11 protein-coding genes are annotated in these 23798 nt (G+C 72.8%); 5 read left to right on the top strand and 6 right to left on the bottom strand.

Annotation, left to right across the window (positions count from 1 at the left end; genetic code table 11):
- Positions 1-367: 367 nt before the first annotated feature.
- The 5 genes from ACWEF2_RS24255 to ACWEF2_RS24235 all read left to right on the top strand — a co-directional run bounded on the left by ACWEF2_RS24255 (position 368) and on the right by ACWEF2_RS24235 (position 7426).
- Entirely contained in the window at positions 368-1012 is a 645-nt protein-coding gene (locus ACWEF2_RS24255; RefSeq protein WP_453818650.1) for a hypothetical protein, read from the top strand.
- Positions 996-2276 carry a hypothetical protein gene (locus ACWEF2_RS24250; protein ID WP_453818649.1) on the top strand — a complete coding sequence of 427 codons (1281 nt, stop codon included), beginning with the start codon at positions 996-998 and terminating at the stop codon, positions 2274-2276. The genes ACWEF2_RS24255 and ACWEF2_RS24250 overlap by 17 nt, the downstream gene beginning before the upstream one ends.
- A complete protein-coding gene (locus ACWEF2_RS24245) occupies positions 2273-3994 on the top strand; it encodes a hypothetical protein (RefSeq protein WP_453818648.1) in 1722 nt (573 codons plus the stop codon). The genes ACWEF2_RS24250 and ACWEF2_RS24245 overlap by 4 nt, the downstream gene beginning before the upstream one ends.
- A 56-nt stretch (positions 3995-4050) precedes the next feature.
- Entirely contained in the window at positions 4051-6312 is a 2262-nt protein-coding gene (locus tag ACWEF2_RS24240) for a hypothetical protein (RefSeq protein ID WP_453818647.1), read from the top strand.
- Between the two features lie 76 nt (positions 6313-6388).
- Entirely contained in the window at positions 6389-7426 is a 1038-nt protein-coding gene (locus ACWEF2_RS24235) for a WD40/YVTN/BNR-like repeat-containing protein (RefSeq protein WP_453818646.1), read from the top strand.
- A gap of 13 nt (positions 7427-7439) precedes the next feature.
- Here ACWEF2_RS24235 and ACWEF2_RS24230 read toward each other — a convergent pair whose 3' ends face one another.
- The 6 genes from ACWEF2_RS24230 to ACWEF2_RS24205 all read right to left on the bottom strand — a co-directional run bounded on the left by ACWEF2_RS24230 (position 7440) and on the right by ACWEF2_RS24205 (position 23347).
- On the bottom strand, positions 7440-9059 hold the full coding sequence (locus tag ACWEF2_RS24230; RefSeq protein ID WP_453818645.1) for an MDR family MFS transporter: 1620 nt from the start codon (positions 9057-9059) through the stop codon (positions 7440-7442).
- A gap of 138 nt (positions 9060-9197) precedes the next feature.
- Complete coding sequence (locus tag ACWEF2_RS24225; protein WP_453818644.1) at positions 9198-11492, bottom strand: hypothetical protein; 2295 nt, start codon at positions 11490-11492, stop codon at positions 9198-9200.
- Positions 11489-15652, bottom strand: coding sequence for a DUF5682 family protein (locus tag ACWEF2_RS24220; RefSeq protein ID WP_453818643.1), 4164 nt, complete (start codon positions 15650-15652; stop codon positions 11489-11491). Before ACWEF2_RS24220 ends, ACWEF2_RS24225 begins: the two co-directional genes overlap by 4 nt.
- On the bottom strand, positions 15649-16836 hold the full coding sequence (locus ACWEF2_RS24215; protein ID WP_453818642.1) for an ATP-binding protein: 1188 nt from the start codon (positions 16834-16836) through the stop codon (positions 15649-15651). The genes ACWEF2_RS24220 and ACWEF2_RS24215 overlap by 4 nt, the downstream gene beginning before the upstream one ends.
- A 650-nt stretch (positions 16837-17486) precedes the next feature.
- Positions 17487-22484 (bottom strand): DNA-binding protein, encoded by a 4998-nt coding sequence (locus ACWEF2_RS24210; protein WP_453818641.1) that lies wholly within the window; start codon positions 22482-22484, stop codon positions 17487-17489.
- Positions 22481-23347 carry a DUF4132 domain-containing protein gene (locus ACWEF2_RS24205; RefSeq protein WP_453818640.1) on the bottom strand — a complete coding sequence of 289 codons (867 nt, stop codon included), beginning with the start codon at positions 23345-23347 and terminating at the stop codon, positions 22481-22483. Before ACWEF2_RS24205 ends, ACWEF2_RS24210 begins: the two co-directional genes overlap by 4 nt.
- Positions 23348-23798: the final 451 nt, after the last annotated feature.

Raw genomic sequence — 23798 nt, 5'->3', positions numbered from 1 at the left:
GTGAGCTCTATTTGGCTACAAATCAATATATTTCTTACTTACTTGATGAACCACAATAATGTCGTGCTCCGGCGCCATGGGCCGGCCCGAACGTCCTATCCGCCGGGACGGGCACGGCTGCGGTCGCCGCGAACGCCGCCGCCCCCTCGGAGCTTCCCCGGGGTTCGGGCAGGGCCTGCTCCCCTAATTCCGGCCGTACATCCCGCCTCATTAAGTCGCCCCGAAAACATATTCCTCATTTACGGGATATAAAGCAACTTATCCGACAATTAACCTGAGGGGGAATTCGGGGAACCTCCCGATCTCCCGCCGCGTTGCGATATATAAAGAACGGACATTCTCCTCATTTACCGGAGCTGATCTATCCGTGTCCGAACTGCGGCTTCAGCTGGACGGGCTCTCCTGGTACCACGGCAGGGATCGACGGGCACTGAAACCCGATCGGCTGACGGTGGGCGTGGAAAGGCCGGCGGTCGTGCTGGCGGATGACGCCGCCGACGCCGAGATCTTCAGCGACGTCCTGCTGGGGCAGACCTGGCCCGTCGGCGGCCGGATCCGGATCTCCGGCCGCGAGGTCACCACGCTGCCCTCCGAGGAACGCGGCATCGCCCTGGTGCCCGCCGGCGGCGGCCTGCTCCCCCACATGACGATCGAGCAGAACATCGGGTTCGGGACGCTCAGGCGCCATGGGGAGGACTTCAGAAGAGGGCAGGTGAACTACGTCGCCGAGCGGCTGAAGATCCGCGGCCTCCTCACCCTGCGGCCACACGAGCTCCCTCCCGACGACAGGCTCCGGGTGGCGCTCGCCCGCGCCATGTGCCACTGGCAGGGGGCGAGGGCCGTGGTGATCGAGGACCACACCGGACACCCCTCCTGTCACGCGGCGGTGAGCGAGAGCCGGAAGGCCTACCCCGACCTGCCGATCCTGATCGTGAGCGACGCCCCGCACCGGGTCGAAACCCTCCGGACCCCCGCGACCTCCTGGGAGATAGTCGATGCGGTTGAATCGTAGGGAGGCCCTCGCCGCACTGTCGGGCCTGGCCCTGGCGGGGGTCACCGGATGCGCCGGCCCCCCGCTGCGGATCGGGGTGGTGTGGAGCGGCCGGGAGCTGAGCAGCTTCCGGAACGTGGTGCGGGGCTACCCCGACGTCGCCGTGTACTCGGCCGGAGACGACATCGCCACCCTGCTCAAGAGCCCGGCGGCCCCCGACGTGGCGATCGTGCCCCAGCCCTGGCTGGTGCACGACCCCGGAATCCGCGACCGGCTGGAGGACATCTCCTCCGACGACCCTGCCTACTGGCAGGATCTGCTCCGCGTTAAACCCGGCAACTCCACCGGTCAACCGGCGGACCCCTCCATCAAGGGCGTCTGGTTCAAGGTCACGCACAAGTCGCTGGTGTGGCACAGGCCGGGAACCCCTGCTCCCCCTGAAGACTGGGACACGTGGCTGACGGATCTCAGGCTCAGAGCGGAGATGACGAAGAGAGAGGGGAAGGGAAGAGGGCCGCTCTCCATCGGCGCGGCCGACGGCTGGACGCTCACCGACTGGTTCGAGAACGTCCTGCTCGGGGTCGACGAGGCGGCGTATCGGAGACTGCTCCAGGATCCGGCGGGGTGGGGCGACGACAACGTCCGGCTGGCGCTCGACCGGCTGGCGGATCTGTGGTCCATCGACGGCCTGCTGCCCGGCGGGGGCGCTCGGGCGCTGACCACGCAGTTTCACGAGTCGATCCTCAACGTCTTCCGCTACGGCAGCGCGGACATGCTGGCCGCGCCCGACTTCGCCCAGTCCGTCATCGGGCAGTACTGCCCCGGCGCACAGACCGAGGTCTCCAGGCTGCCGTGGTCCTCCGAATCGGTACCGCCCATGGTGGTCGGAGGAGACGTCCTGGTGGCGCTCAAGTCGAACGAAGGTCGCGGCAAGGAGTTCGTGGAGAGGCTCGACCGCGAGACGAAGACCCCGGGCCACCCGGCGAACACCGCGATGAAGGCGTGGGCCGGGAAAGGGGGGATGCTGTCGCTCGACCAGAAGATCAACGCTTCGTCCCCGATAAACGGCTACCTGACCTCGTATCTGCGGGACGGCCGGAAAGCGGCCTTCGACCTCTCCGACGGGCTCCTGCCCGGCAGAGCCGGCGGAGACGGCAAGGATCTGTGGCGCATCATGACCCGGCTGTTCGTCGACGTCGCCGTCGACGGAGTCCAGGGCTCCCAGGCCGTGAGCACGGCCTGGGATTCCATGCGGGCGCTGAGCCGGAGGAAAGGACGGCCGTGAGGGACCGAGACGCCCTTCTTTTCGACGTGACACCGCATCACGACATGCGCGCACCCGCCAGGTGGAGCGGCCGGAGCCGGACCGCGTGGGGATACCTGGTGCCCGCGACCTTGATCGCCACCGTTTTCCTGCTCGTCCCGCTGGCCTGGACGGTGAGCGACAGCCTGATCCCACGAGATGACCGGGTCCCCGCCGGGGAGAGCCTCAACCTCTGGCCCGCCCTGCTGCACAACGCCGTCTGGCTGGTGCTCGCGCTGGTGGTCTGCGCGCTCGGTCTTGGACTCGCCTGGCTGGCCGGGGACATGGGACCCCGCAGGCGGGCGGTGCTGCTGGTCGCCCTGGCCCTGCCCACGGTCACCTCCCCGCTGACGGCGGGGGTGACCTTCCGCCTGATCTTCGACGCGGCCCCCCGGGGTGCGGTGGCCTCTCTGCTGCCCGACCCCGTCCTCGTCGACTTCCTCGGCCCCCGCTGGATCTGGCTGGTTCTCGGCCTGGCGTTCGCCTGGCAGTGGACGGGGCTGGCGTTCCTGGTCTTCCACGTGGGCCTGGCCAACGTGCCGAAGAGCCTGCTGCGGGTAGGGCGGATCTTCGGAGCCGGAAGGCTCCGCCGTCTCCGCACGGTGGTGGCTCCGGCGCTGTTTCCCACGGCGGCCCTGGTGATGCTGATCGTGCTCACCGCCGCGGTCCACGTGTTCGACCTGGTTCTGGTGGGAGCACCGGGTTCGATCCAGGACGAGGTGGACGTGGTGGGACTCTTCTGGTGGCGCCACTACGACGAGCTCGGGAGGAGACAGGCCGCGGCGCTCGCGGTTCTGCTGTTCGCGATGGCCGGCACGGTGGTGCTTCTCGTGCTGTGGCGGCTGCGCCGGGACTGGCCGGAGGCGGGACACCGGCGGCGGGAGCGGCACACCCCCGCGCCGGCACGCACCCACCGGCCCCTTCGCCTTCTGTCCTCGACGGTGACCGCGCTGTGGGCGTTCCCCTTCGTCGTCCTCGTGCTCACCTCGTTACGGTCTCCGGAGGAGGCCGCCACCTCCGGGTGGTGGACCGGGGGCTACGTTCTGGGAGGGTCGTACGGCGAGGCGTTCGACGACGGCTCCTTCTCCAGTGCGCTGTGGGCCACGGCACAGCGCGGGCTGCTGGTCTCCGCCGTCACCACACTGGTGGCCGTACCGGCCGCCTATGCCCTGACGCACGAGCGGCTGCCCCGCCGTACGCGGCGGATCGTCACGGCGGTGACGGTCCTGCTCGCGGTGCTGCCTCCCCAGGTACTGGCCAAGCCGCTCGGGGAGATGCTGGCCGGGCGGCTGGGCGGCACCGTGATCCTGAGCTTCGTCCACGTCGCGCTGGCCCTGCCCCTGGGGGTGCTGCTGCTGCGTAACGCGTTCATGTCCGTGCCCCGGCCGGTGGTGCTGCGGCCACTGGCCGAAGGACGCTCGGCGATGTTCCAGATGATGGCCGAGAGCGGTCCCGCGGTGGCCACGGTGGCGGTGCTGGCGTTCGTGCTCGCGTGGAACGACCTGGTGATCGGTCTGCTGCTGAACTGGCCGGCGGCGAACCAGGCACCGTTGATCATGCTTCAGCAGTCCCGCCAGTTCGTGACCTCGGCCGGTGCGCTGGCGGCCCAGGGGGTCGTGATGACCGCCGTACCCGCGCTGCTGCTGCTGGCGACCGGCAGGTCGCTGATCCAAGGTCTGACACAGGGAGTCCGCCGTTGAGTTCCGATTCCCCGGGCCCGTCCGGAAGACTCCGGCCTCGACCGGCCGGACTGCGAGTGTCCGGGAGACGACTGGCCGGACTGCGTTCGGCGCTGCCGAGGAACCGCAGGGAGTTCCTGGCCGCCATGGCCACCATTGGCCTGTCGCTGGCGGCGAGCGTCATCTCCGACCAGGTGGTGAACGCCTTGGAGGTGGTGATTCCGCTCGGGCTCATCATCACCGTGAGCCTGTTCCTGCTCTCCATCAAATGGCTGCGCAGGGGCGAGCGGCCCCTCCCCCTCAACGACGCCGCCGCGGCACGCCCGCGGCTGCCCCCTCGGGTCGACACCACGGTCGGCAGGGAGCGGGAGGTCGGGGAGGTGGTCGACCGAGCCCTGGCACGGGGCCTGGTCCTGGTGCGGGGGCCGGCCGGAAGCGGCACCTCCACCATGGCCGTCAACGCCGGATGGAGACTGGCACCGGAGACCGAGCGGCAGCGCTACACGGATCTGCGCGGGCAGGACCGGGACGAACCCGAGGACGCGGCGAGCGTGACGGAGCGGGTGCTGCGGACGCTCGGCCGCCCGCTGGGGCCCGTCGGGAGCGCGGAGGAGGCCGCGCAGGAGGTTCTCGGCGCGCTCCGGAACACCGGGCACGTCCTGGTTCTGGACAACGTGGAACGGTGGAGCCAGGTGGCGTGGCTCCCCCGCCACGTGCCCGGGGGCTGGGTGATCGTCGCGGGGGAGCTCAAGGCGGACACGGACTGCGCGGTCCCCGCGGAGGTGGCGGTCGTACAGGCCGGTCTGCTGAGCCCCGGCGAGGGTGTGGCGTTGCTGCGCTCCCAGATCGCGGCGGATCGGATCGAGGCCGACCCCGCGTCGACGGAGAGACTGGCGAACCTGTTCCTGCGCAGGCCCGCGATCGCGGTCGGAATCGGCCGCTGGCTGGCCGAGAATCCGCGGGTGCCGATCGCGGCACTGGTGGCCGACCTGGAGCAGGGGCCCCACGACCACACGCTTCAACTGCTGCTCGCCATGCAACTGCGGCGAGTACGGCCGGCGGCCAGGCGACTGCTGGCGCTGCTCGCCCGCGCGCCGATCGCCGAACTCGGAATCGACGGGGCCACCGCCCTCACGGGCGGGACGGAGCACGACACCGAGCGGGCTATGGAGGAGTTGAGTCAGCACGGCCTGGTGGAGCGGGTGCGAGAGTCCCGGGTCCGGGTGGTGGACGCCGCGCGCGCGATCGTGACGCCGCCGGAGGACTGGGAGGCGGCCTGGCGGCGCCTGGTGGAGCACTTCGCGAACCGGGCCGACCTCTTCGCCGAACGGCTCCCGCAGGAGGAGGCGCGGGCCTGGTTCGGTGTCGAGGACAAGGCGCTGCTGCACATACTGAGAACACGCCGACCGGCACCGTGGGCGTCCGGTCCGTTCTGGCGGATCGCGGACGCCCTTGAGGTGTGGTTCTTTCTTGAGCAGCGCCACAAGGAGAGGCGGGAGACCGCCCGCGCCCTGGCCCAGGCGGCCAAGGCCCTTGACGACACGGAGGTCCAGGCCACCGCCGAACTGCGACTGTGCCTGATCGCCCTGGTGCTGGGCGAGCCCGGCATGGCCAAGGAGCATCTCGACGCCGCGTCGCACCTGCGTACCGGCGTCGAGTCCTGGCCCGCCCAGCTCCACCTGGCGCGTGCGGCGACGCTGCTGGCGACCGGCGACGAGTTCACCGCGGTGGAGTCGTCACTGGTGCAGTACGGCCAGGCCCTGCCGAGTGGAGACGCCACCGGACAGGCCACCCGGTGGATCAACATGGCCGTCCTGCGGATACGCCGGGGGCAGGTCCTCGGCTTCGAGGGCGGCACGGACGAGGCCGACCGCCTGTACACCGACGCCGTGGGCATCCTGGTCCAGGCTCTGGAGGTCGCGCGGCAGGCGGGCGACGGGCACGCCGAGGCCCACGCCCGGGAGCTCCTGGCGCTCGTCCACTGGCTCCTGGGCAGGACGCGTGACGCGTCGGCCGACTGGGAGGAGGCGATCCGGATGTACGGGCTGCTGGGGGACACGGTCGGCCAGGCCCGCTGCCAGATACATCGGGCGGCGACGCTTCCGGAGGCGGAGCGCAGGGAGGCCGCCAAGCTCCTCAGGTCGGCCCTGCGGCGGCTGCCCGCGACGGGCGTGAGCACCGCGCTGGCATGGCTGCACCTCGCTCGGGCGGAGCCGCGAGGCGCTCGGTCCCACCGGGAGAAGGGGCTGACCGCGCTCGCCCCGTGGGACGGGATCGCCGAACCGCTCCAGGTCACCGAGGTACGGCGCCGGCTACAGAAATCCCGTCCGGACTTATAGACGTATTTGATATTTTCTGACTATCTTGCGGCGCATGAGATTTAGATCCGCGTTTGCCGCTATTTCCGGCTTAGGTGTGCTCATCAGCGCCCTTCCCGCGCCCGCGGAGGCCACGACGCCCTCCGCGCCACCTCTCACCTGGGAGCTCAAGCCCACCGGGGTCACGGCCCGCCTCCGCGGCCTGGCCCCGGTGACCCGCGACGTGGCATGGGCGTCCGGCACCCTCGGCACCGTGCTGCGCACCCACGACGGCGGCCGGAGCTGGCAGAACGTCTCGCCGCCGAACGCCGCCGATCTCCAGTTCCGCGACATCGAGGCGTTCGACGCCCGCAACGCCCTGATCCTCTCGATCGGCGAGGGCGACGCCTCCCGTATATACCGCACCGAGGACGGCGGCCGGACCTGGTCGGAGACGTTCCGCAGCGACGAGCCGAAGTCGTTCTACGACTGCATGGGCTTCTTCGACCGCAAGCACGGGCTGGCGATGAGCGATCCCGTCGACGGGAGGTTCCGCGTCGCCTCCACCGACGACGGGGGGCGTAGCTGGCGGGTTCTCCCCGCCGACGGAATGCCCGACGCCCTCCCCGGCGAGGCGGCGTTCGCCGCCAGCGGCCAGTGCCTCGTCACCTCGGGAGGACGTGACGTCTGGCTGTCCAGCGGCGGGGGCGCGCGCTCGCGGATCTTCCACTCCCGCGACCGGGGCCACACCTGGACCGTGGCCGACACCTCGATACCGGCCGTCGAGCCGACCCGGGGCGTCTTCGCCATGGCGTTCCGCGACCCGCGGCACGGCATCGCCGTGGGCGGTGACTACCGGGTGGATCAGCCCTCGCCCGACGCCGCCGCCCTGACCCGGGACGGCGGTGCGACCTGGCAGCCCGCGTCCACCACCTCGAAGGAGTTCCGCTCGGGCGTGGCGTGGCTGCCCGGCCTGCCGTCCGCCGCGATCGCGGTGGGCCCCACCGGCAGTGACGTGACGTTCTCGGCGGGGCGGAGCTGGCAGAAGTTCGACGCCGGCTCCTTCGACACGGTGGCCTGCACCACCGACCTCAGCTGCTGGGCCTCGGGCGACCAGGGCCGGGTCGCCCGCCTCACACTCACCCGCCCCTCGTAACGTCCGGACCGGCTCAGCCTCTGACCGCCGCCGGCTCCGCGTCGGGCTTGACCGCCTCCGGCGTCCCCCCGCCGCGGAGCGGGACCTGGCGGATGAACAGGGCGATGACGACACCGGCGGCGGCCACCACCGCGCCCCAGGCGAAGAGCATGGTGATGCCGTCGGTGACGGCCTGCTTGAAGAGGTCCTGGGCCGCTTCCGGCAGGGCTCGCAGCGCCTGCGGGGTCATGGACGTGGCGGAGGCCGCGATATCCCGCGCGCCGGCCCCGGCCTCGGCGAGGGAGTCGGTCAGGCGGTTGACGTAGACGGCACCGAGGAGGGAGACGCCGAGCGAGCTGCCCATGTTGCGCAGGAAGGTGGAGGCGCCGGTGCCCGCGCCCATGTCGCGCAGCTCGATGCTGTTCTGGGCGATGAGGGTGCTGGTCTGCATCAGCGCGCCCATGCCGGCGCCCAGGACCACCATGTAGAGGCCGGAGAGCGTCGTGGAGGTGCCGACGTCCACGGTGGCGAACAGTGCCAGGCCGGCGGCGACGAGGATGGAGCCGATGATCGGCAGGGACTTGTAGTGCCCGGTCCTGCTGATCAGCACACCGCCCCCCAGGCTGACGATCATCGCGGAGATCATCATGGGTGTCAGCAGCAGGCCGCTGTTGGTGGCCGAGGAGCCCTGGACGAACTGCTGGAACTGCGGCAGGAACCCCATGGCGCCGAACATCGCGAAGCCCGAGATGAAGGCGAGCGCTCCGGCCAGGGAGAAGTTACGGCTGCCGAAGACCCGGAGGGGCATGATCGGCTCGACCGCCCGCCGCTGGACGATCATGAAGGCGACGAACGAGACCACCGTCAGCGCCGCGAGCCCGAGGATCTGCGCCGAGTCCCAGTCGTACTGGGAGCCGCCCCAGCTGGTGATCAGCACCAGTGCGGTGATCCACACGGTGAGCAGCCCGGCGCCCAGCCAGTCGATACGGGCCTTGCCGGTACCCCTCGGCAGTTTGCCGAGGGTGATCCAGCAGACCACCAGGGTGACCACGCCGAGCGGCAGGTTGACGTAGAAGGCCCAGCGCCAGTCGAGGTTGTCGGTGATGAAGCCGCCGATGAGCGGGCCACCGATCATCGAAACCGGCATGACGGCCATCATCAGGCCCTGATACTTACTGCGGTCCCGCGGCGGGATCATCTCACCGATGATCGACATCACGCCGACCATCAGACCGCCCGCGCCCAGGCCCTGGACCGCGCGAAAACCGATCAGTTGCGCCATGTCCTGGGACATGCCGCAGAGCGCCGAGCCGATCAGGAAGATCGCCACGGCGGAGACGAAGATGATCCGGCGGCCGTAGAGGTCGCCGAGCTTGCCCCAGATCGGCGTGGACACCGTGGAGGCCAGAATGTATCCCGTGGCCACCCAGGCCAGGTGGTTCAGGCCGCCCAGTTCGCCGACGATCGTCGGCAACGCCGGGGCGACGATCATGTTGTCCAGCATCGCCAGCAGCATGGCGATGACCAGGCCGCTCATCGTGACCAGGATCTGGCGGTGACTGAACCCCAGCCCTGCTCCTTCCCCCGGAACCGTCTCACCCGTCACCGAGGCCGACGGGGCCTCCGCGTCTTGCGTACCGTCCTGCGACGCCACTGTGTTCCCTTCCCCATCCGAACCGACTTACCGGCCGGCCAGTTACCGTACTTGCCGACCGACCGGTAAGCAAACACATAAAAATCAGCGGCAAAGGGACAACATCCAGGGGCCGCGGCTCACCTGCCGGAGACGACCTCAACGACTCCGGTGGTCGTGCCAGGACGCCTGGACCAGTGCCCGCTCGGTGACCGTGAGGTGGAGGGCGGTGGCCAGCCACGACCAGGCGTACCGGTCCCCGTCGGCGTCCACCAGACGGCCGAACACGTCACGGGAGCGGCGGTCGGCCTCCACGGTCAGCACACCGACCAGCTCGGCGGCGGTCTCGAACCCCGCACGGCGGAGCGAGGCCCGCTGGGTAAGGGAGTCACCGCCGCGCGCCGACTCGGCGACCGCTCGCCGCCCACCGGAGACGGCCAGCTCGACCAGGCGGCGCACCCGCCAGAGGGGCGAGCCCGTCACCGGGTCAACGGCCGCCGTGGTCTCCTCCGCCCACGGCGGACACACGTCACGGGGCGGCAGGTGGGAGCCCTGCAGGTGGTCGTAACCGAAGTCGGCGTGGCCCAGCCACTCGGCGGGCAGGCGGAGCGTCGGCCCGTCCCCCGGCACCGGCCCGACCGCGAGCGGGCGCAGAGTGGCGGCCCGGCCGGGGTCCAGCCGACCGAGCACCCGCACCCGCAGCCCCGGAAGGGAGGCGAGCTGCCGCAGGTTGGCGACGTGAGCCAGGTCGGGGTGGGAGCTGGCAGGCACGAGCCGGACCAGTGGCCCCTCCGCCGTCCCCTCCGCCCGCCCGGCCGAGGCTCCTCCCGGTCTCTCCTCCCACGCCTGCGCCCACCCGGCCGAGGCTCCCCCCGGCTCCTTTCGCGACACCTCCCCCCCGGACGGCGCTTCTCCCGGCTCCTTTCGCGCCGCCTTCACCGGCTCGCCACACGCTCCCCCCGCCCCGGAACCGCCGGCGGGCAACCGGCGCGCGAGCAGCCGGTCTCCCTCGGCACCGACGATCACCAGATCGCACCCGACCGGCCGCTCCGTCTCCTCCGCGGTCTGCGGATCGCTCCAGGCGCCGCCGGACAGCAGCGCGTCGGCCACCTCGTCGAGCGGGCGGGCGAACAGCGCGGCCAGCGGCCCCTCCGACCAGGACATCCCGGGGACGGGCGTGGCCCGCACCCCTCGTCCAGCCCCGAGACGACCTCCGGGGGAGACCGTCGCCCCGGAGATCAGCAGCCCCCTCCGGGCGAGCTGGGCGTGGTTCATGCCGGCCGTACCGAGCGCGACCGCCGCGGTGGCGGCGCCACGGGCGCGGGCCGACCCTCCGGGCTTGACGTCGGCGACGGAGAACCAGCGCCCGTCCTCGGCGAGGAGATGGGTGACCACCCCGGCATAGCCGGTGGCGCTGATCACCGGTTCCCGGCAGACCCCGTAAACCCGTAGCGCGCCGCCCGGCCGGTAGGCGCGGCGCGCGGTTCCCACCAGGGTCGGGTCGGGGTCGGCCGCCGCCAGCCTGCCCGAGGTCAGCAACAGTTCCCGAAGCGCGGAGACCAGGTCGGCGAGGCGGTGGTCGTCGTGACGTGCCCGGGCGGCGCGCAGGCCGCGCACGACGCCCAGGGCCGCGGCCTCGGCTCTGGGCAGACCGGCCAGCCGGGCGGTGTGGGCCGCGCGGAGCAGTTCGGCCTGGAGCACCGCCCCCGCCCCCGGCACCCCTGCCACGAGCACCGCCACGGCCGCGTTCCACACCCCGGCCGCGGCGGCCACCTGTCCGGTGGTGGGGGCCGGAGGATCGAAATCCCGCAGAGCCTCCGCGGCCACAGCCGTATGTCCAGCGGACCCCACATCCGAGGCGGCGACCGCATCCCCGGCAGCGGAACCCGCGTCCGTGGAGACCCCCGAAGCCGTGACCAGCCGCCCGGCAGGTCCGGTACCCGACACGACGGCCGTACCCCCACCGGTGAAGTCGGTGTTCGGAACGTGGCGACTTTTCGTGTTTTCCGGATTTTCCGGATTTTCCCCGCCGGAAGACCGCCCCCTGGAGGCCCCCTCGTGGCGGGATGCCTCCCGGCCGGCCGTCAGGTCCGGGTCCGCTCCCACACCCGCGACCGGACAGGCGTTGAGAACGGCCGCGCGATGCAGGCAGCGTGGCGCCAGCAGGCAGCTGCACCGTGCCTCGCCGGGGTCGGTGACCGATCCCGGCGATCCCGGCGTGAGGGTGACCACCGCGTCCTCCCCCCAGCTGACGGAGACGGTCTGTCCGTCGACGGTGACGGGCAACCCGGCACAGCGTTCGATCGCCGCGTCCAGCTTCTTGCGCAGGCGAGGTGTGAGGTCCTCCACGGCCATGGCGGCCAGATGAGGTTCCACCGGCGGCAGCTGTGCGGGCGACGAAACCACGGAGCCGGAGGCCGGGGCGGGGCCGGGGACCGGGAGGGGGAGATTCAACGGGCTTCTCCTCGGAGGCGGTCGCCCACCCAGCGGGCGAGAGCGAGCGGGCTGAGTGCGGCGACGGGCATTCCCGCAGCGACGAGTTGCTGGGCGACGGGCACTGAGTAGCGCGGCGCACCGGTGTCGTCCAGGGCCGCGCAGCCCAGCAGATGCACACCGGAGGAGACGAGGGAGCGAACCTCTCCGAGCAACCCCCCCATCGGATAGCCCTCCTCGAAGTCGCTGACCACCACGGCGAGCGTACGGCTCGGCACGGTGACCAGGGAGCGGGCGTGAGCGAGTCCGGCGGCGATATGGGTGCCGCCGCCGACCTGCACCTCAAGCAGCAGGGACAGCGGGTCGGCGACCTGGTCCGTCAGGTCGAGCACCTGGGTGGAGAAGGCGAGAAAGTGGGTCGAGAGTGTGGGGACACCCCCCAGGACGGCCGCGGTGAGCGCGGACCAGATCACCGAGGCCTCCATCGAGCCGGACACGTCGACCACGAAGATCAGCCGCCAGTCGGCCTCGTTCCGTACCCGGGTGTCGAAGACCGGCCGCTCCGGGACGACGAGAAACCTGCCGTCGTCGGTCCGGCGTGTGTGCGCCAGGTTGGCCCTGAGGGTGGCGGACAGGTTGAGGCGACCGCCGGGGCGGCGGGTCGGGCGTGGCGTCGCAAGCCCGGTCAGTGCCGGACGCAGCCGGGTGGCGAGCTCGCGGGCGAGTTCGGCGACCAGGCGGCGGACGAGCGGTCGCAGCCGGGAGAGCTGCTGCTCCGGCAGTCCACCCGCCAGGGAGAGAACCGAGGTCAGCAGGTCGATCGACGGGCGCACCGCCTCGGGGTCGAGTACGGCGAGCACATCGGTCCGCCCGGTGTGGGCCGCCCTGGCCAGCACCTCCTCGCGTACCTCGGCGCCGAACAGGGCGTCGAGCTCCACCGCCCACTCTCGGGCGGTGGGGAAGGAGGCCCCTTGACCACCACCGCCGCCCCCCTGCCGGGCGCCCCGCCCGGATCCGACATCGGCCGCCCCCTCTCCTCGGCCCGCGCCGTACAGCTCGTCCAGGGCGTGCGCGTAACGCCGGGCGTCGGCGGGAAGGTACTCGGTCTCCCTGCCGAGCAGCAACCGCCACCGATCGGCGGGAGCCAGCCGCCGCCCGGCACCCCCCGCCCCCACCGCCGTCTCGGCCTGCTCCGACTTCCCGGCCTCCCCAGACTTCCCGGCCTTCCCGGCCTTCCCGGCCCCCTCCGACTTCACGGCCTGCCGGCCGAGCCCAGCCGTCTCGGATGCCGCGGGCACCGCGCAAGGTCCCGCGTCACGTGTCCCGTGCGCCCCTGATGAGAGAGCGGAGAGTCCGGGCGTGAAACGTCCCAGGGCGTTCAGGGCGGCCAGTCCGGCGGCGTCGGCACCGGCCCAGAGGGCCAGGAGTTCCGGCGGAGCGCCCAACGCCAGATCGATCCGATCGCCGAGGCGGTCGGTCACGACCCGTAGCAACCGGTCGCGCCCCGCCGGGGCGAGCGTGTCAAAACCACCGCGCAGAGCCGGCAGCCGGTCCAGAAAACTCTGGTCGGTCAGCCCGTCGATGCGGTCCAGCACCGGATCGAGCGCCGCCGTGGCCGACTGCAGGAGCGGGCCCGCGGCGGTGAGCAGACCGGTGAGCAGGCGAGACAGGCGGTGACGCCCGTCCGGGCCGGTGGCGGTGTCGATCCACCCTGCGGCGCGAGCACCGAGAGTGCGTGGAACGTCCAGGTCGAGCAGGACACGGGCCGCCAGCGCGGCTCCCTGCATGAGCGCGGAGCCGGCGCGCACGAGGGCGCCGAGCGCGTCGTCCATGCGGATGCCCAGCCGCTGTTCGCCCACCCGGATGACGAGCGCGACCAGGGCGGAGGCGTCCTCCTGCCGGTCACTGCCGACCAGGCCGGGCAGCGCGCGGACCGCGGCCTCCAGCAGTGTGCCGGCCAGTTCCGCGGCCTGCCGCCGGGTTTCCGGCGTGGTGCCGGGAAGGTGCTCCCGGCGCAGCGCCTCCAGCAGGTCGAGGGCCTGGAGAAGGTCGGGGAGACCCGCGGTGGCCGGAAGTACGGCGGTGGCGTCCGCGAGGCGGTCGGCGACCAGGTCCGGCAGATCACAGACCGCCGCGGCACGCAGGCCCGCGAGGATGAACTCGCAGGTGGCGCCCCCTTCGGCGGACTCGCGACGGAAGGTCTCGCGCAGCGTCCCGGCGGCCGCCAGGGCTGCGGTGACCCCACGCACGCCCGCCAGATCGAGCAGGGCGGCGACGGAGGGGGTCCATGAGAGCCGCCACCGGGTGGTGAGCGCGGTCGCGTCCCCCGTCGCGACCACCTCGATCGGCTGGCCGTACCCGACACCGCACGCCAGCAGGCGCTGCAGCAGGATCTCGCGGCGGCGGTCCAGGGCGGAGCGGAGCGGATCAAGGCGGATCTCGCGAGAGCCGGGGTTCTCCGGACAGGGCAGCCGCAAGGCCGCCAGCTCGGCCTCGACCGCGGGGCCGAGCCCGGAACGGGGTGTACCGGGCGCGGTCCTGCCACGGTCGGTACCGACGAGAACGGCTTCGAGGGCACGGGCGAGCGCCCGGCCACGCCCGAGGGACTCCCCCTGGCCGAGCACGGTCGTCACGGCCTCCAGCAACTCGCCCCGGCCCGGCGCGGGTAACCCTCGCAACCGGGCCAGATCGCAGGCGAGCCGCAGGGTTTCCACGGCCTCCCCGGTGCCCGCGGTGTGCCCGGCCGCGCGCAACTCCCGGCACAGGTCGGTGATCGCACGGGCGGCGGCGTCCCTGACCCTTCCAGGATCACCTGCGGCGGCGAAGACCGCCTGCTGCCAGCGTGGATCCCGGATGCCCGCCGGATAGCCGGACCGGGAGTCGAGCAGGTCGAAGGCGTACGGGACGAGCGACGTGGCGGACAAGGGACCACCGCCACCGCCACCGCCACCGCCACCGCCACCGCCACCGCCACCGCCACCGCCACCGCCACCGCCACCGCCACCGCCACCGCCACCGGGTGAGGTTGCCACAGCCATCTCGGCCGCGCGCCCTCCGGCGGGGCCGGCCGGGATCGACGGCGCCGCCCCCCCGGCGGCCTCGTCCACCGATATGACCAGTGCGGGGGCGTGGAAGGCTCCGACCACGGCGGCGACCCTACGGCCACCGGCGGCGGCGCCGGCGATCACCTCACGCATGTGCGCCTCACGGGCCAGGTCTCTGGACAGCACACCACCCGAGATCTCCGCGTCCTGGCGCAACGCCCAGCCCACGCCAAGCGCGGCCCGGCGCACCGCCTCGGGCGGGCACCCTGGAGCGAGCACCTCCACGGCGCGATCCCACATGTCGTCCCCGTCCCGCCCGGTGCAGGAGGCGGCGAGACCGTCGGCGAAGACGTTCCCCACCGGGATCACCGCGTCCACTGAAACGACCGGGGCCGCCGAGACCTCCGTGTCCACCGGAGCCTGCTCTGTCAGGACCGCTTCGGCGGGAAGCCGTTCGATGCGAGCCAACTCCACCTGAGACGAGTCGTCGGAGACCTGCCCACCCTTGACCGGCTCCGCGCGGTACGGCTCACCGGAGGCCACCACCGGCCGGGCCTGTCCCGTGCGGAGGTGTCCCGTGCGAGGGTGTCCCGTGCGAGGGGATTCGGTGCGGGAGAAGTGTTCCGCCGGTGACGGCTCCGCCTGAGGCGACCCCGGCTGAGGGTGTTCGGCCGCCGACGGATCCGGCCGGTCGGGGGGAGTCCGCGCCGGGTTCTCCTCGGACCAGGCCGGGGCGGACAGCGGCAGGTCGCAGCAGATCACCTCGGCCCCGCGTTCCCTGGCCCAGCGGACGGCGGCGAGTTCCGGGGAGAAGTCGGCGAAGGGATAGAACCCGAGCCGCCCCTCCTCGTCCGTCCCGGCAAGGGCGATCGGGGTGACCGTGGCCGGATCCGCCAAGTGCGCCAGCCACGGCTGGAAGTCGGCGGGCAGTTCGACGCAGACCACCTCGGCACCGGCGGCGTCCAGCAGTGCCGGAACGGCGACCGCCAGCGCCGGGCTGTGGTGACGCACCCCAAGCAGGTACGGCCGACCGGCTCCGGCGAGGGCGTCCACGATCTCGCGGGGATCGGAGGTACCCCAGGCGACCGCCTCCCGTGAACGCGCACCACGGGAGGATGTTTCCCGATCGCCTGTCAACGGAGGTTCTCCCGCAGGTCCCAGAGCCGACGCCACATCGCGGAGCCGTCTTCGGCGCGGCGGCGCACCGGGCCGTCCCAGTAGCCGAGCAGCCGCGAGTGGTCGGCCGGGTCGTCCTTGCGCACCACGCCCAGCAGGTGACCGGGCATCAGGTCGAGGACGTCCCCGGCGGGCAGGTAGGCCGCCGCCACGCCGAGGGAGGCGGCGACCTGTACCGCCTCGGCGGTGGACATCACCGTTCCGGGACGCTCCACGTCCCAGCCCTCGGCCGACCGTCCGGAGCGCAGGTCACGGAAGACGGTGACCAGCGCGTCGAGCACGGCGTCGTCCACGCCGAAGGCGGCGCCTGCGCGCTGCACCACGGCGGTGGCCTGATCGCGCACCAGGGCGGCCTCGGCCGCGGGGTCGGCGATGGGGTGAACGGTCTCGAAGTTGAACCGGCGTTTGAGCGCGGCCGACATCTCCGAGACACCCCGGTCACGCAGGTTGGCCGTGGCGATCACGGTGAAGCCGGGGGCTGCGGCCACCAGGGCGTCGACGGTGCCCGCGAGTTCGGGCACGTTGACGCGCCGATCGGACAGGATCGACACCAGGGCGTCCTGCACCTCCGGCAGGCAACGGGTGATCTCCTCGATCCGGGCGACGAGACCGGCGCGCATGGCGGCCAGCACCGGGGAGTCGACCAGCGCCTGGCGGCTCGGCCCCTGGGCGAGCAGCAGGGCGTAGTTCCAGCCGTAGCGGAAGGCGTCCTCGGTGGTGCCCGCGGTGCCCTGCACGGTGAGCGCGCTCGTTCCGGAGACGGCCGCTGCGAGCAGTTCGGAGAGCATCGACTTGGCGGTGCCGGGTTCGCCGACCAGCAGCAGACCGCGCTCTCCGGCGAGGGTGACCACGCAGCGTTCCACCAGGGCGCGCTCGCCGACGAACTTGGGGGCCACCACGAGCCTGGCCGGGAGTTCGGGGTCGCCGCCGGCCGTCACGGACCGGGTTCCGGGCAGTTCCAGGGCCTCGCCGCCGCTGCCGCAGATGAACGTGACCACCGCGCGCGGGGTCAGCGTCCAGCCGGGTGGGCGGGGACCGTCGTCGTGGGCGGCGAGGAAGGCGAGTTCGACGGTGTGCCGTTCCTCCGCCGGCAGGGCCTGCCGGTTGGGTGGGATCGAGGGAACCGCCTGTTCCATCGTGGTCATCGCACACCTCCGGCGTGGAGCCCCCGGGGGCCGGCCCCGGAAGGGAGACGCGACGGGACTCCGGACGGTTCGGTGCTGTGTCCGGCGGTCACGACCGGATCGCCGGGCGTATGAGCCCCGGCGTGCGCGCTTCCGAATGCGCGTGACCCGGCGCGCTCACCACCGGACGGGTGCGCCCCGGCGCGCTCGCCGCCGGATCGGCGGAGGGGCGAGGCGGCTGTGGAGCCGGGGTGAGAGCCCGGCGGCGTGAGCCGGGAGGGCCGCCGGAGACGAAGCGGGCGCCCCACCCCGTGAGGGGTGGGGTCTCCCGGCTTCGGCCGTGGAGGGAATGTCAAGGGAGAAGTCCTTCTGTCTCTGGGGCCGCTGCCCGGGTCCGCGACGGGCTCGGCGTGACCGCCGAGCCGTACCCACTGGAGTCGTGCCTGCCGGGTCGTGCCTATCGAAGATCGGGAAAAGTTGCTGGGACCATTAGAAGACCACTGGAGTAAAAGACCGCTGAAACCGGGAGAACTGTTCGGTCGGGAGTCTGCCCGGGCGGCGGCGGACCTGCCGGGGGAAGACGGGGCGGGGAAAGTCCGCCGGAGGACCGACCCAGGCGGGTGCGGCGGCGGACGGGACGGCGCCGCACCCGTGTCCCGGAGGCGTCCGGATCAGCGACGTCTGCCGCGCCGCACCCGGAGCTCTTCGAGCCGGGGAATGTCACCGTCGCGGACCCGCCGCCATGCCCTGGTGTAAAGAGCGGCGACCGGCTCGGTGGGCACGATCACCCCCAGCTGCGCGGTCCTCTCACTGATCAGGTCGAACAGGGGGACCTTCCACTCCTCCAGCGGGATACGCGGAGCCTTGAGGTCCAGCCAGGCCCCCGGGAGGAAGAGCGAGCGGCCCGCCCGGATCCGGCTGGCCTCGACCACCAGATCGGTGGTGGCCAGTTCGGCGCGGGCCGTCTTGAACCGGGCGGTCTTCCAGCCCGTCCACCGGGTGACGTTCTTGTCGGTGGGATCCGGCATCGCGAGCAGCACCAGGTAGAGTGCGGCGGCGTCCTGGCCGAGACCGTGCTCCTGAGCGACCTGGGCGACCAGCGCGGGCACGGAGCGGCCGGGATCCTGTGGCCACCAGGTGCCGTCGGCCGCCCGCTCCCCCGCCACCGGATCACCGGGGTCGGCGAGGAGTGCCGCGAAACACGGGGCACGGACCGTGCGCAGGGCCAACTCCACCGGGAACGGCTCTCCCGCGTCCCCTGCCAGGGCGCGCAGGGCGGGCAGGTAGGGGTCGTCCCCGAAGTCGCCCAGCAGAGCCATGCGGATGCCCGGCGCCGGCTGGTCGTCGTGGGTGGCCATGATCACGGCACCGTAGCGCTCCCAGCCCTCGGCGACCTCGGTGGGGGCCCCGGCCACCTGACGGAAGCCGGGAAGGTTGACGTAGCGGCCCAGGCTGAGCATCAGGTCAGGGTTGGCCAGCCGGTCCCGGACCGCGGCCAGCGCCGCGGGCAGCACGGCCCGCACAGGGTCTCCGGCCGGGAGCCGGTGAGCCAACCAGGACGTCAGGGCGGCGACCCCGACCAGCGTGGACTCGGTGAACCCGGTGGCGCCGTCCTCGGCCGGGGAGACGCGGTCGCGGTGCACCCTCCAGCGCAGATCCCGGCTCAGTTCCGGCGCCGAGGCGGGGTCGATCAGGGCGGGCAGGGCCCGGCCCGGCTCCCACGACGTCCGTACCGCACGGGCCGCCTCCGCGACGATCCATTCGGGAACGGCAGCCCGCCGGCCGACCCGGGTGTTCCACACCCGTGCGGCGGCCGCGATGTCCGGGCCGTCCGTCCAGAGCGCGGCCGGGCGCACGGGCAGCAGCGCCGCGACGACCTCCCGCCGGATGTCGGCGTCCACATCGCGCAGTTCGTCCCTGGCGACGGCGGCGTCGGCCGCCTTCAACCCGAGCGCGGTCCGCGATCCGGCGGGCAGGAAGGCCCGTTCATGACTGTCCACGTACGGCAGGCCCGCCACGATCAGCCGGGCGGCCGTCGGGGTCACCCCGGTGAGCCGGGCGAACTCCTCGGCCGCCTCCGGGCGCCAGGGAGCCGGGCCGTGTTCGGCGCGGAGGGTCAGGAACTCCGCGAGCCACCCCGTTCCCCGCCCCTCGCCGACCGGGCCCGAGGAGCGCACGGTGTAGGGGTGGGGAACGTCGAACCGGCGGGCGGGGTCGTGGAAGAGGGCGGCGAACCGGCAGCCGCCGCTCTCCGTCTTGGCGTCCTGGAAGACGACGAACGCGCCGCCGGGCAGTGGAAGCACCCCGCACCAGCTGCCGTCCCGCCGGTCTCCCCCGGCGTCGACGAGCAGGCTCTCGTCGAGGTGCAGCGACAGTCGGCGCCACCGGGCGGGCTCGGCGGCCGAGGTCAGCCCGAGCGCGTCGAGCTCGTGCAGCAGCTCGCGCAGCGCGTCCGCGTGCTCCGGCTCGAACGCCGCCGACGCCACCCGGTAGGCGACCGCCGCGCACCGGTCGAGCAGCGGCTCCCACTCCAGCGAGGTGTTCGGCAGCCGCGGTCCGTCGAAGTGGAGACGGGCCACGGGGCCGGAGGCCGCGTGCGCCGCGTGCTGTGAGGCGGCCCGCAGCGCCTGGGCGATCACACGTATCTGCTGAAAGGCGTTGTGGCACGCCTGGCCGTACCACCATGGGCCGGAGACGCCGAGACCGCTGAGCGCGCGGGTGAGCAACTGGTCGGAGGGACCGGCCGCCCACTGTTCCTCCTGCCCTCCGGCGAGGGCGTGGGTAAGCCGGGCCGCCACGGTGTCCAGGGTGATCCGCTGGGCGGCGGCGAACCGCGCCACCCCGGCGATCCCGGCGATCAACGCGTCATCGCGGACCTGGGGCAGCAGAGCCCGGACGAGCCCCCGCAACTCCTCCCGCGCGGACCGGCCGGGGTGCGCGGGCGATATGGCCTGGGCCCGGGGGGTGGACCGCCGGGGGTCCGGAGAGTGGGCCGACCGCCCGGAGTGCTCGGACTCCACCCAGACGGCGGCCTTCAGCAGAGCGGCCGCCGTCTCCCCGTCGATCCCGCGCAGGGCCGCGGAACCCGCCGGGTCGCGGGGTCGCAGGCACCACCAGTAACGCAGCGGCGGCAGCATCGTGGTGCCCGCCGCGAACGCCCCGGGGGCGCTCTCCATGGTGGCCGTCCCGACGACGACCCCCGACGGGTCGATCAGCTTGACCTGGCGGTGGTTCCGAACGAGGGTGCGTGGCCGGTCGTCACCGGGGAGGGTCACGGCGCACGCCGGCAGGCCGGGCCCATCCGGGCCACCGTCCAGGGTGACGGTGCGCCCGGCGAGATCGTCACCGCGCAGCGATCCGTCGGGCAGCCGGACCACCCGCCAGCCGAGCAGGCCGTTCACCGGGACGCCCACCGGGGTGGCCTCCTCGGTCCCGGCGGGCAGCAGCCACCCGCTGTGGAAGGCGCTGCCCGCCGGAGCCGAGAGTGGCGCGTCGGCGAGGAAACCGGGCATGCTCAGCCGGCCGTACGCCATGCTGGACGGGTCGTACTCCCGCCAGCCCTCACGCTGCTGGTCCCACACCCAGAACGAGGTCCCGTCGCCGATCAGCCGGGCCCGGGTGGGCACGGTGGCGTCCCCCGGATGCAGCACCCCGGCGCCCGTGGTCCGGCCGCCGCCGGGCAGCGGCAGGGTGACCGTGTCGGTACGGAGCATCCACGTGCTGTCCGGCGCCTCCATCGGCCGGAAGGTCCCGGCGGAGGAGTGCCAGTAGCCGCGGAGCGAGTCACCCGCGCCGGAGGAGCGCCAGTAGACGAGCAGTTCGCCGTCCACGTGGTGAAAGCCGGGGGCGCCGTAGACGTCGTCCGGTGGCCTGCGCAGGTCGTGGGTGAGCACGGTGCCCTCGACGCCGATGACCCTCACCTGGGCGGGACCCGAGACGATCAGGTTCGGCCACGCGTCGGCGACCTCGATCTCTCCGAGGTCCTTCGGCCTGACGAGCGTGGCGACCGCCTCCTCCCAGGCCGGCCAGCCCAGCTCGTCGAGGAGCCCGCCGCGCAGTGTCCTGGCGAGCTCGGAGGCGAGGTCGGCCCGGGCGGCCTCGGCGACCTCCTCCGCGGCGAGGACCAGCGCCTCGGCGGGCAGCCAGGTCAGCCGTCTGAGAGCGTCGGGCAGCCCCGGCAGACCCGTGGCGGACGAACGCCGGACGACCGTCCTCATCCACTCCGCCAGCATCGACCTGCCACCGGGAGACGCGGCCAGGCGGCGTACGGCCCGCCGGCCGTCCTCGTCGTCGGCGAACCGGTCGGCGGCGCGGTGGAAGGCGGGCCGGAACCTGGGGGTGGCGGCCAGGGCGAGCAGGTCGCGGCCGCCCTGGCTCCGCGCCCACGACTCCAGCAGCAGCCACGCGTCCGCGTCGGGGTCGGCCACCGGCACGTCAAGCGCCAGCAGCAGGTCAAGCAGTTCGACCTCGGTGGGGGCCGTCACGGCCCGGCCCGACTCGGCGAGTTCGGTGCGCAGCCGTCCGGCCACCCGCTCCACCAGCGCGTACAGACCGGGCAGCCGTGACTCGCCCCGCCAGCTGGGACTCCAGATCTGCAGGAAGCGCTCAAGCCAGCCGGCCGTGCCGTCGGCGGATCGCTCCGGCTCGGGCACCTCCCCTTCGCCCAGCCCCGCGGCGGCCCCCGACTCCTCCAGCAGTTCCAGCCAGAAGGCGGGCATCTCGTCGTCGCCGCCGCGGGGCATCAGGTTCAGCAGCGTCCCGCGGACCGCCGGATCCCGGCGGCCCAGCGCGACCAGGGCCACTCGGTGCGCCTTCCACCAGCCGAGCGGCGCGCCGAGAGTGGCGGGCAGGCCGAGCAGCTCGACCAGGTAGGACTGTTCCTCGGCATTCGCGTCCCGGCCCGCGGCCCTGGCCAGGCGGCGCAGGTCGTCGGCCATCCGTGCCGACGGCGACAGGCCGCCCGCCGTACGGCGCGCGCACAGCCCACGGAACCTGCGCAGGGCCTCGTCCGCGGGCACCCGGGCGGCCAGCTCCCTGGCGTACCCGGACAGCGCCTTCACCGGCAGCGCCCCGGCGAGCGCGAACTCCAGGAACACCGCGTCGAGCCGCTCCTCGTCGACGGGCAGGCCGTGCTCCGCCTCCGCCCTGCGCGCCTGGGTGAACATCTGGGCCGCGTAGGTGGGGTTGTCCACCGTGAGGAACAGCCGGCCCGCCTGCTCGAAGAACGTGGGCAGGAAGTGCGGGACGGACGCGGCGAGCTGCGCGGCGAGCCGCTGGTAGGCGTCCAGGGCGGCCTTCGGCCGGGCCTTCGCCTGCCTGGCCGTGCGCTCCAGCTCCGGAACCACGGCGAGCGCGTGATGGCCGTCGTGGGGGTGGTGCACCAGCACCCACTCCGGGAAGCCGAGCGAGCGCCGCAGCCCCAGCCCGACCACGACCGGCTCCCCGGCCGGCTCCAGGCCGAGGAAGCCCGCCGCCGCGTCCTCGGCCGCGCCCAGTTCCCCGGCGACGAGGCGCACCACTGTCCGGCCGTCCAGCCCCGGGTGCCGGTAGGCCCGCGCGGTCAGCGGCACCGCCCGCTCACCGCCGCCCTCCGTGCCCGGGGCGAGCACCGCCCCCGCTTCGAGCAGTTCCCGTGCTCCGGCCTCCGCCGACGGCATGGCGCCGTTCATACGTCCCTTCCTTCTTCTACCGTCCGTCCGGCGTACAGCGCCGAGGCCATCCGCATCCCCTCGGACCAGGAGACCGGGCCGACCTGCCGCAGCGGCAGCCGCTCGCCGCCCAGACCGTTCCAGGTCAGGTTTCCGGTCTCGGTGTCGCCGTCCCAGTAGGGTTCGCCGATCCACACCAGGGCCTCGGTGGCGCCTCCCGCGTCACGCGCCGCGCAGGTGGCGTAGCCTCCCGACACCCGGTAGCCGAGGGAGGTGGCCCGGGCCGCGAGACCGAACCGGGAGTCGAACCTTCCTCCGGCGAACTCCGCCACCTCGTCCGCGCTCTCCGCGAGCCCGGCCGGTCTGATCCAGGTCGCCCGGTGGATCTGCTCGACCCGCTGGACCACACCCAGCTCCGCGGCGAACTCCCGCAGCTCCCGCAGGTCGGGCAGGAGCACGGGGTGCGGCAGCGTCACGGCCACCGGGGAGAGCCGGACGGTCTCACCGTCCAGGTTCACCACCCGTAGCTCGCCGGAGGCGGTGACGTCCCGCAGGAAGCCCGCCTCCTCCGGATCGTCACCGACCACCACGAGGTCACGCAGCACCGACCGCCACGCCTCGTCCGCCCAGACCTCGGCTATCAGCCCGGTGGGAACGGGCAGGGAGGACACCATCCAGGTGTCGACCTGTGCCACACAGGCCGCGGCGTGCCGGTCAAGCCACTCGGCGAAACGGCGCAGCCGCTCCACCTCGGGATGCTCCCGCACCTGTTTCGGCAGCGACTTCAGCCGTCGTCCCGCCGCCCGGCCCGCGGTGGCCCTCGCCACCACCCGGCCCTCCACCAGGGCGACCTCATACCCGTCACCCGCCGACAGCCAACCCAACGGTCCCATCCTCTCGTCACGCGCGGATCGCCGACGTCGCAGGGGTTTGACGCCTGCGACCATGATGCGCGGAACGTTAACGCCCGTCACCGACAATCAGGGGCGGCGTCCCGCCCGGGACCGCGTCGACTCCGTGACACGTCCCTCACACCTTCGCCGCGGCCCTCGGCCGACTTGATCGTCTAACGGGAAAACCCTTTCGGCGAGCCCTCAGCCTCGCGCGGTCACGGAACAACCGTTTCCTCCACGGAACAGCCGACGCGACCGGGGTCAGGCGTGCTCGGGCGCCGTCCCGCGCCTGCGGCTTCCGCTGTTCGGAGACCGTCTCACGGGTGCCGCACCGCGTGGGATCCGCCCCTTGGGGTTTCGGGCGCTCGATCGCGTCGCCTCGACCCGTGATCTCCCGAATCCCAACAGACGCGATCATACCGCTCGAAACCAGCCAATCACA

The sequence above is a fragment of the Streptosporangium sp. NPDC004631 genome (assembly GCF_053601935.1).
The sequence above is the reverse complement of the archived record's forward strand: the minus strand, read 5'-3'. Positions and strand labels throughout refer to the sequence as shown.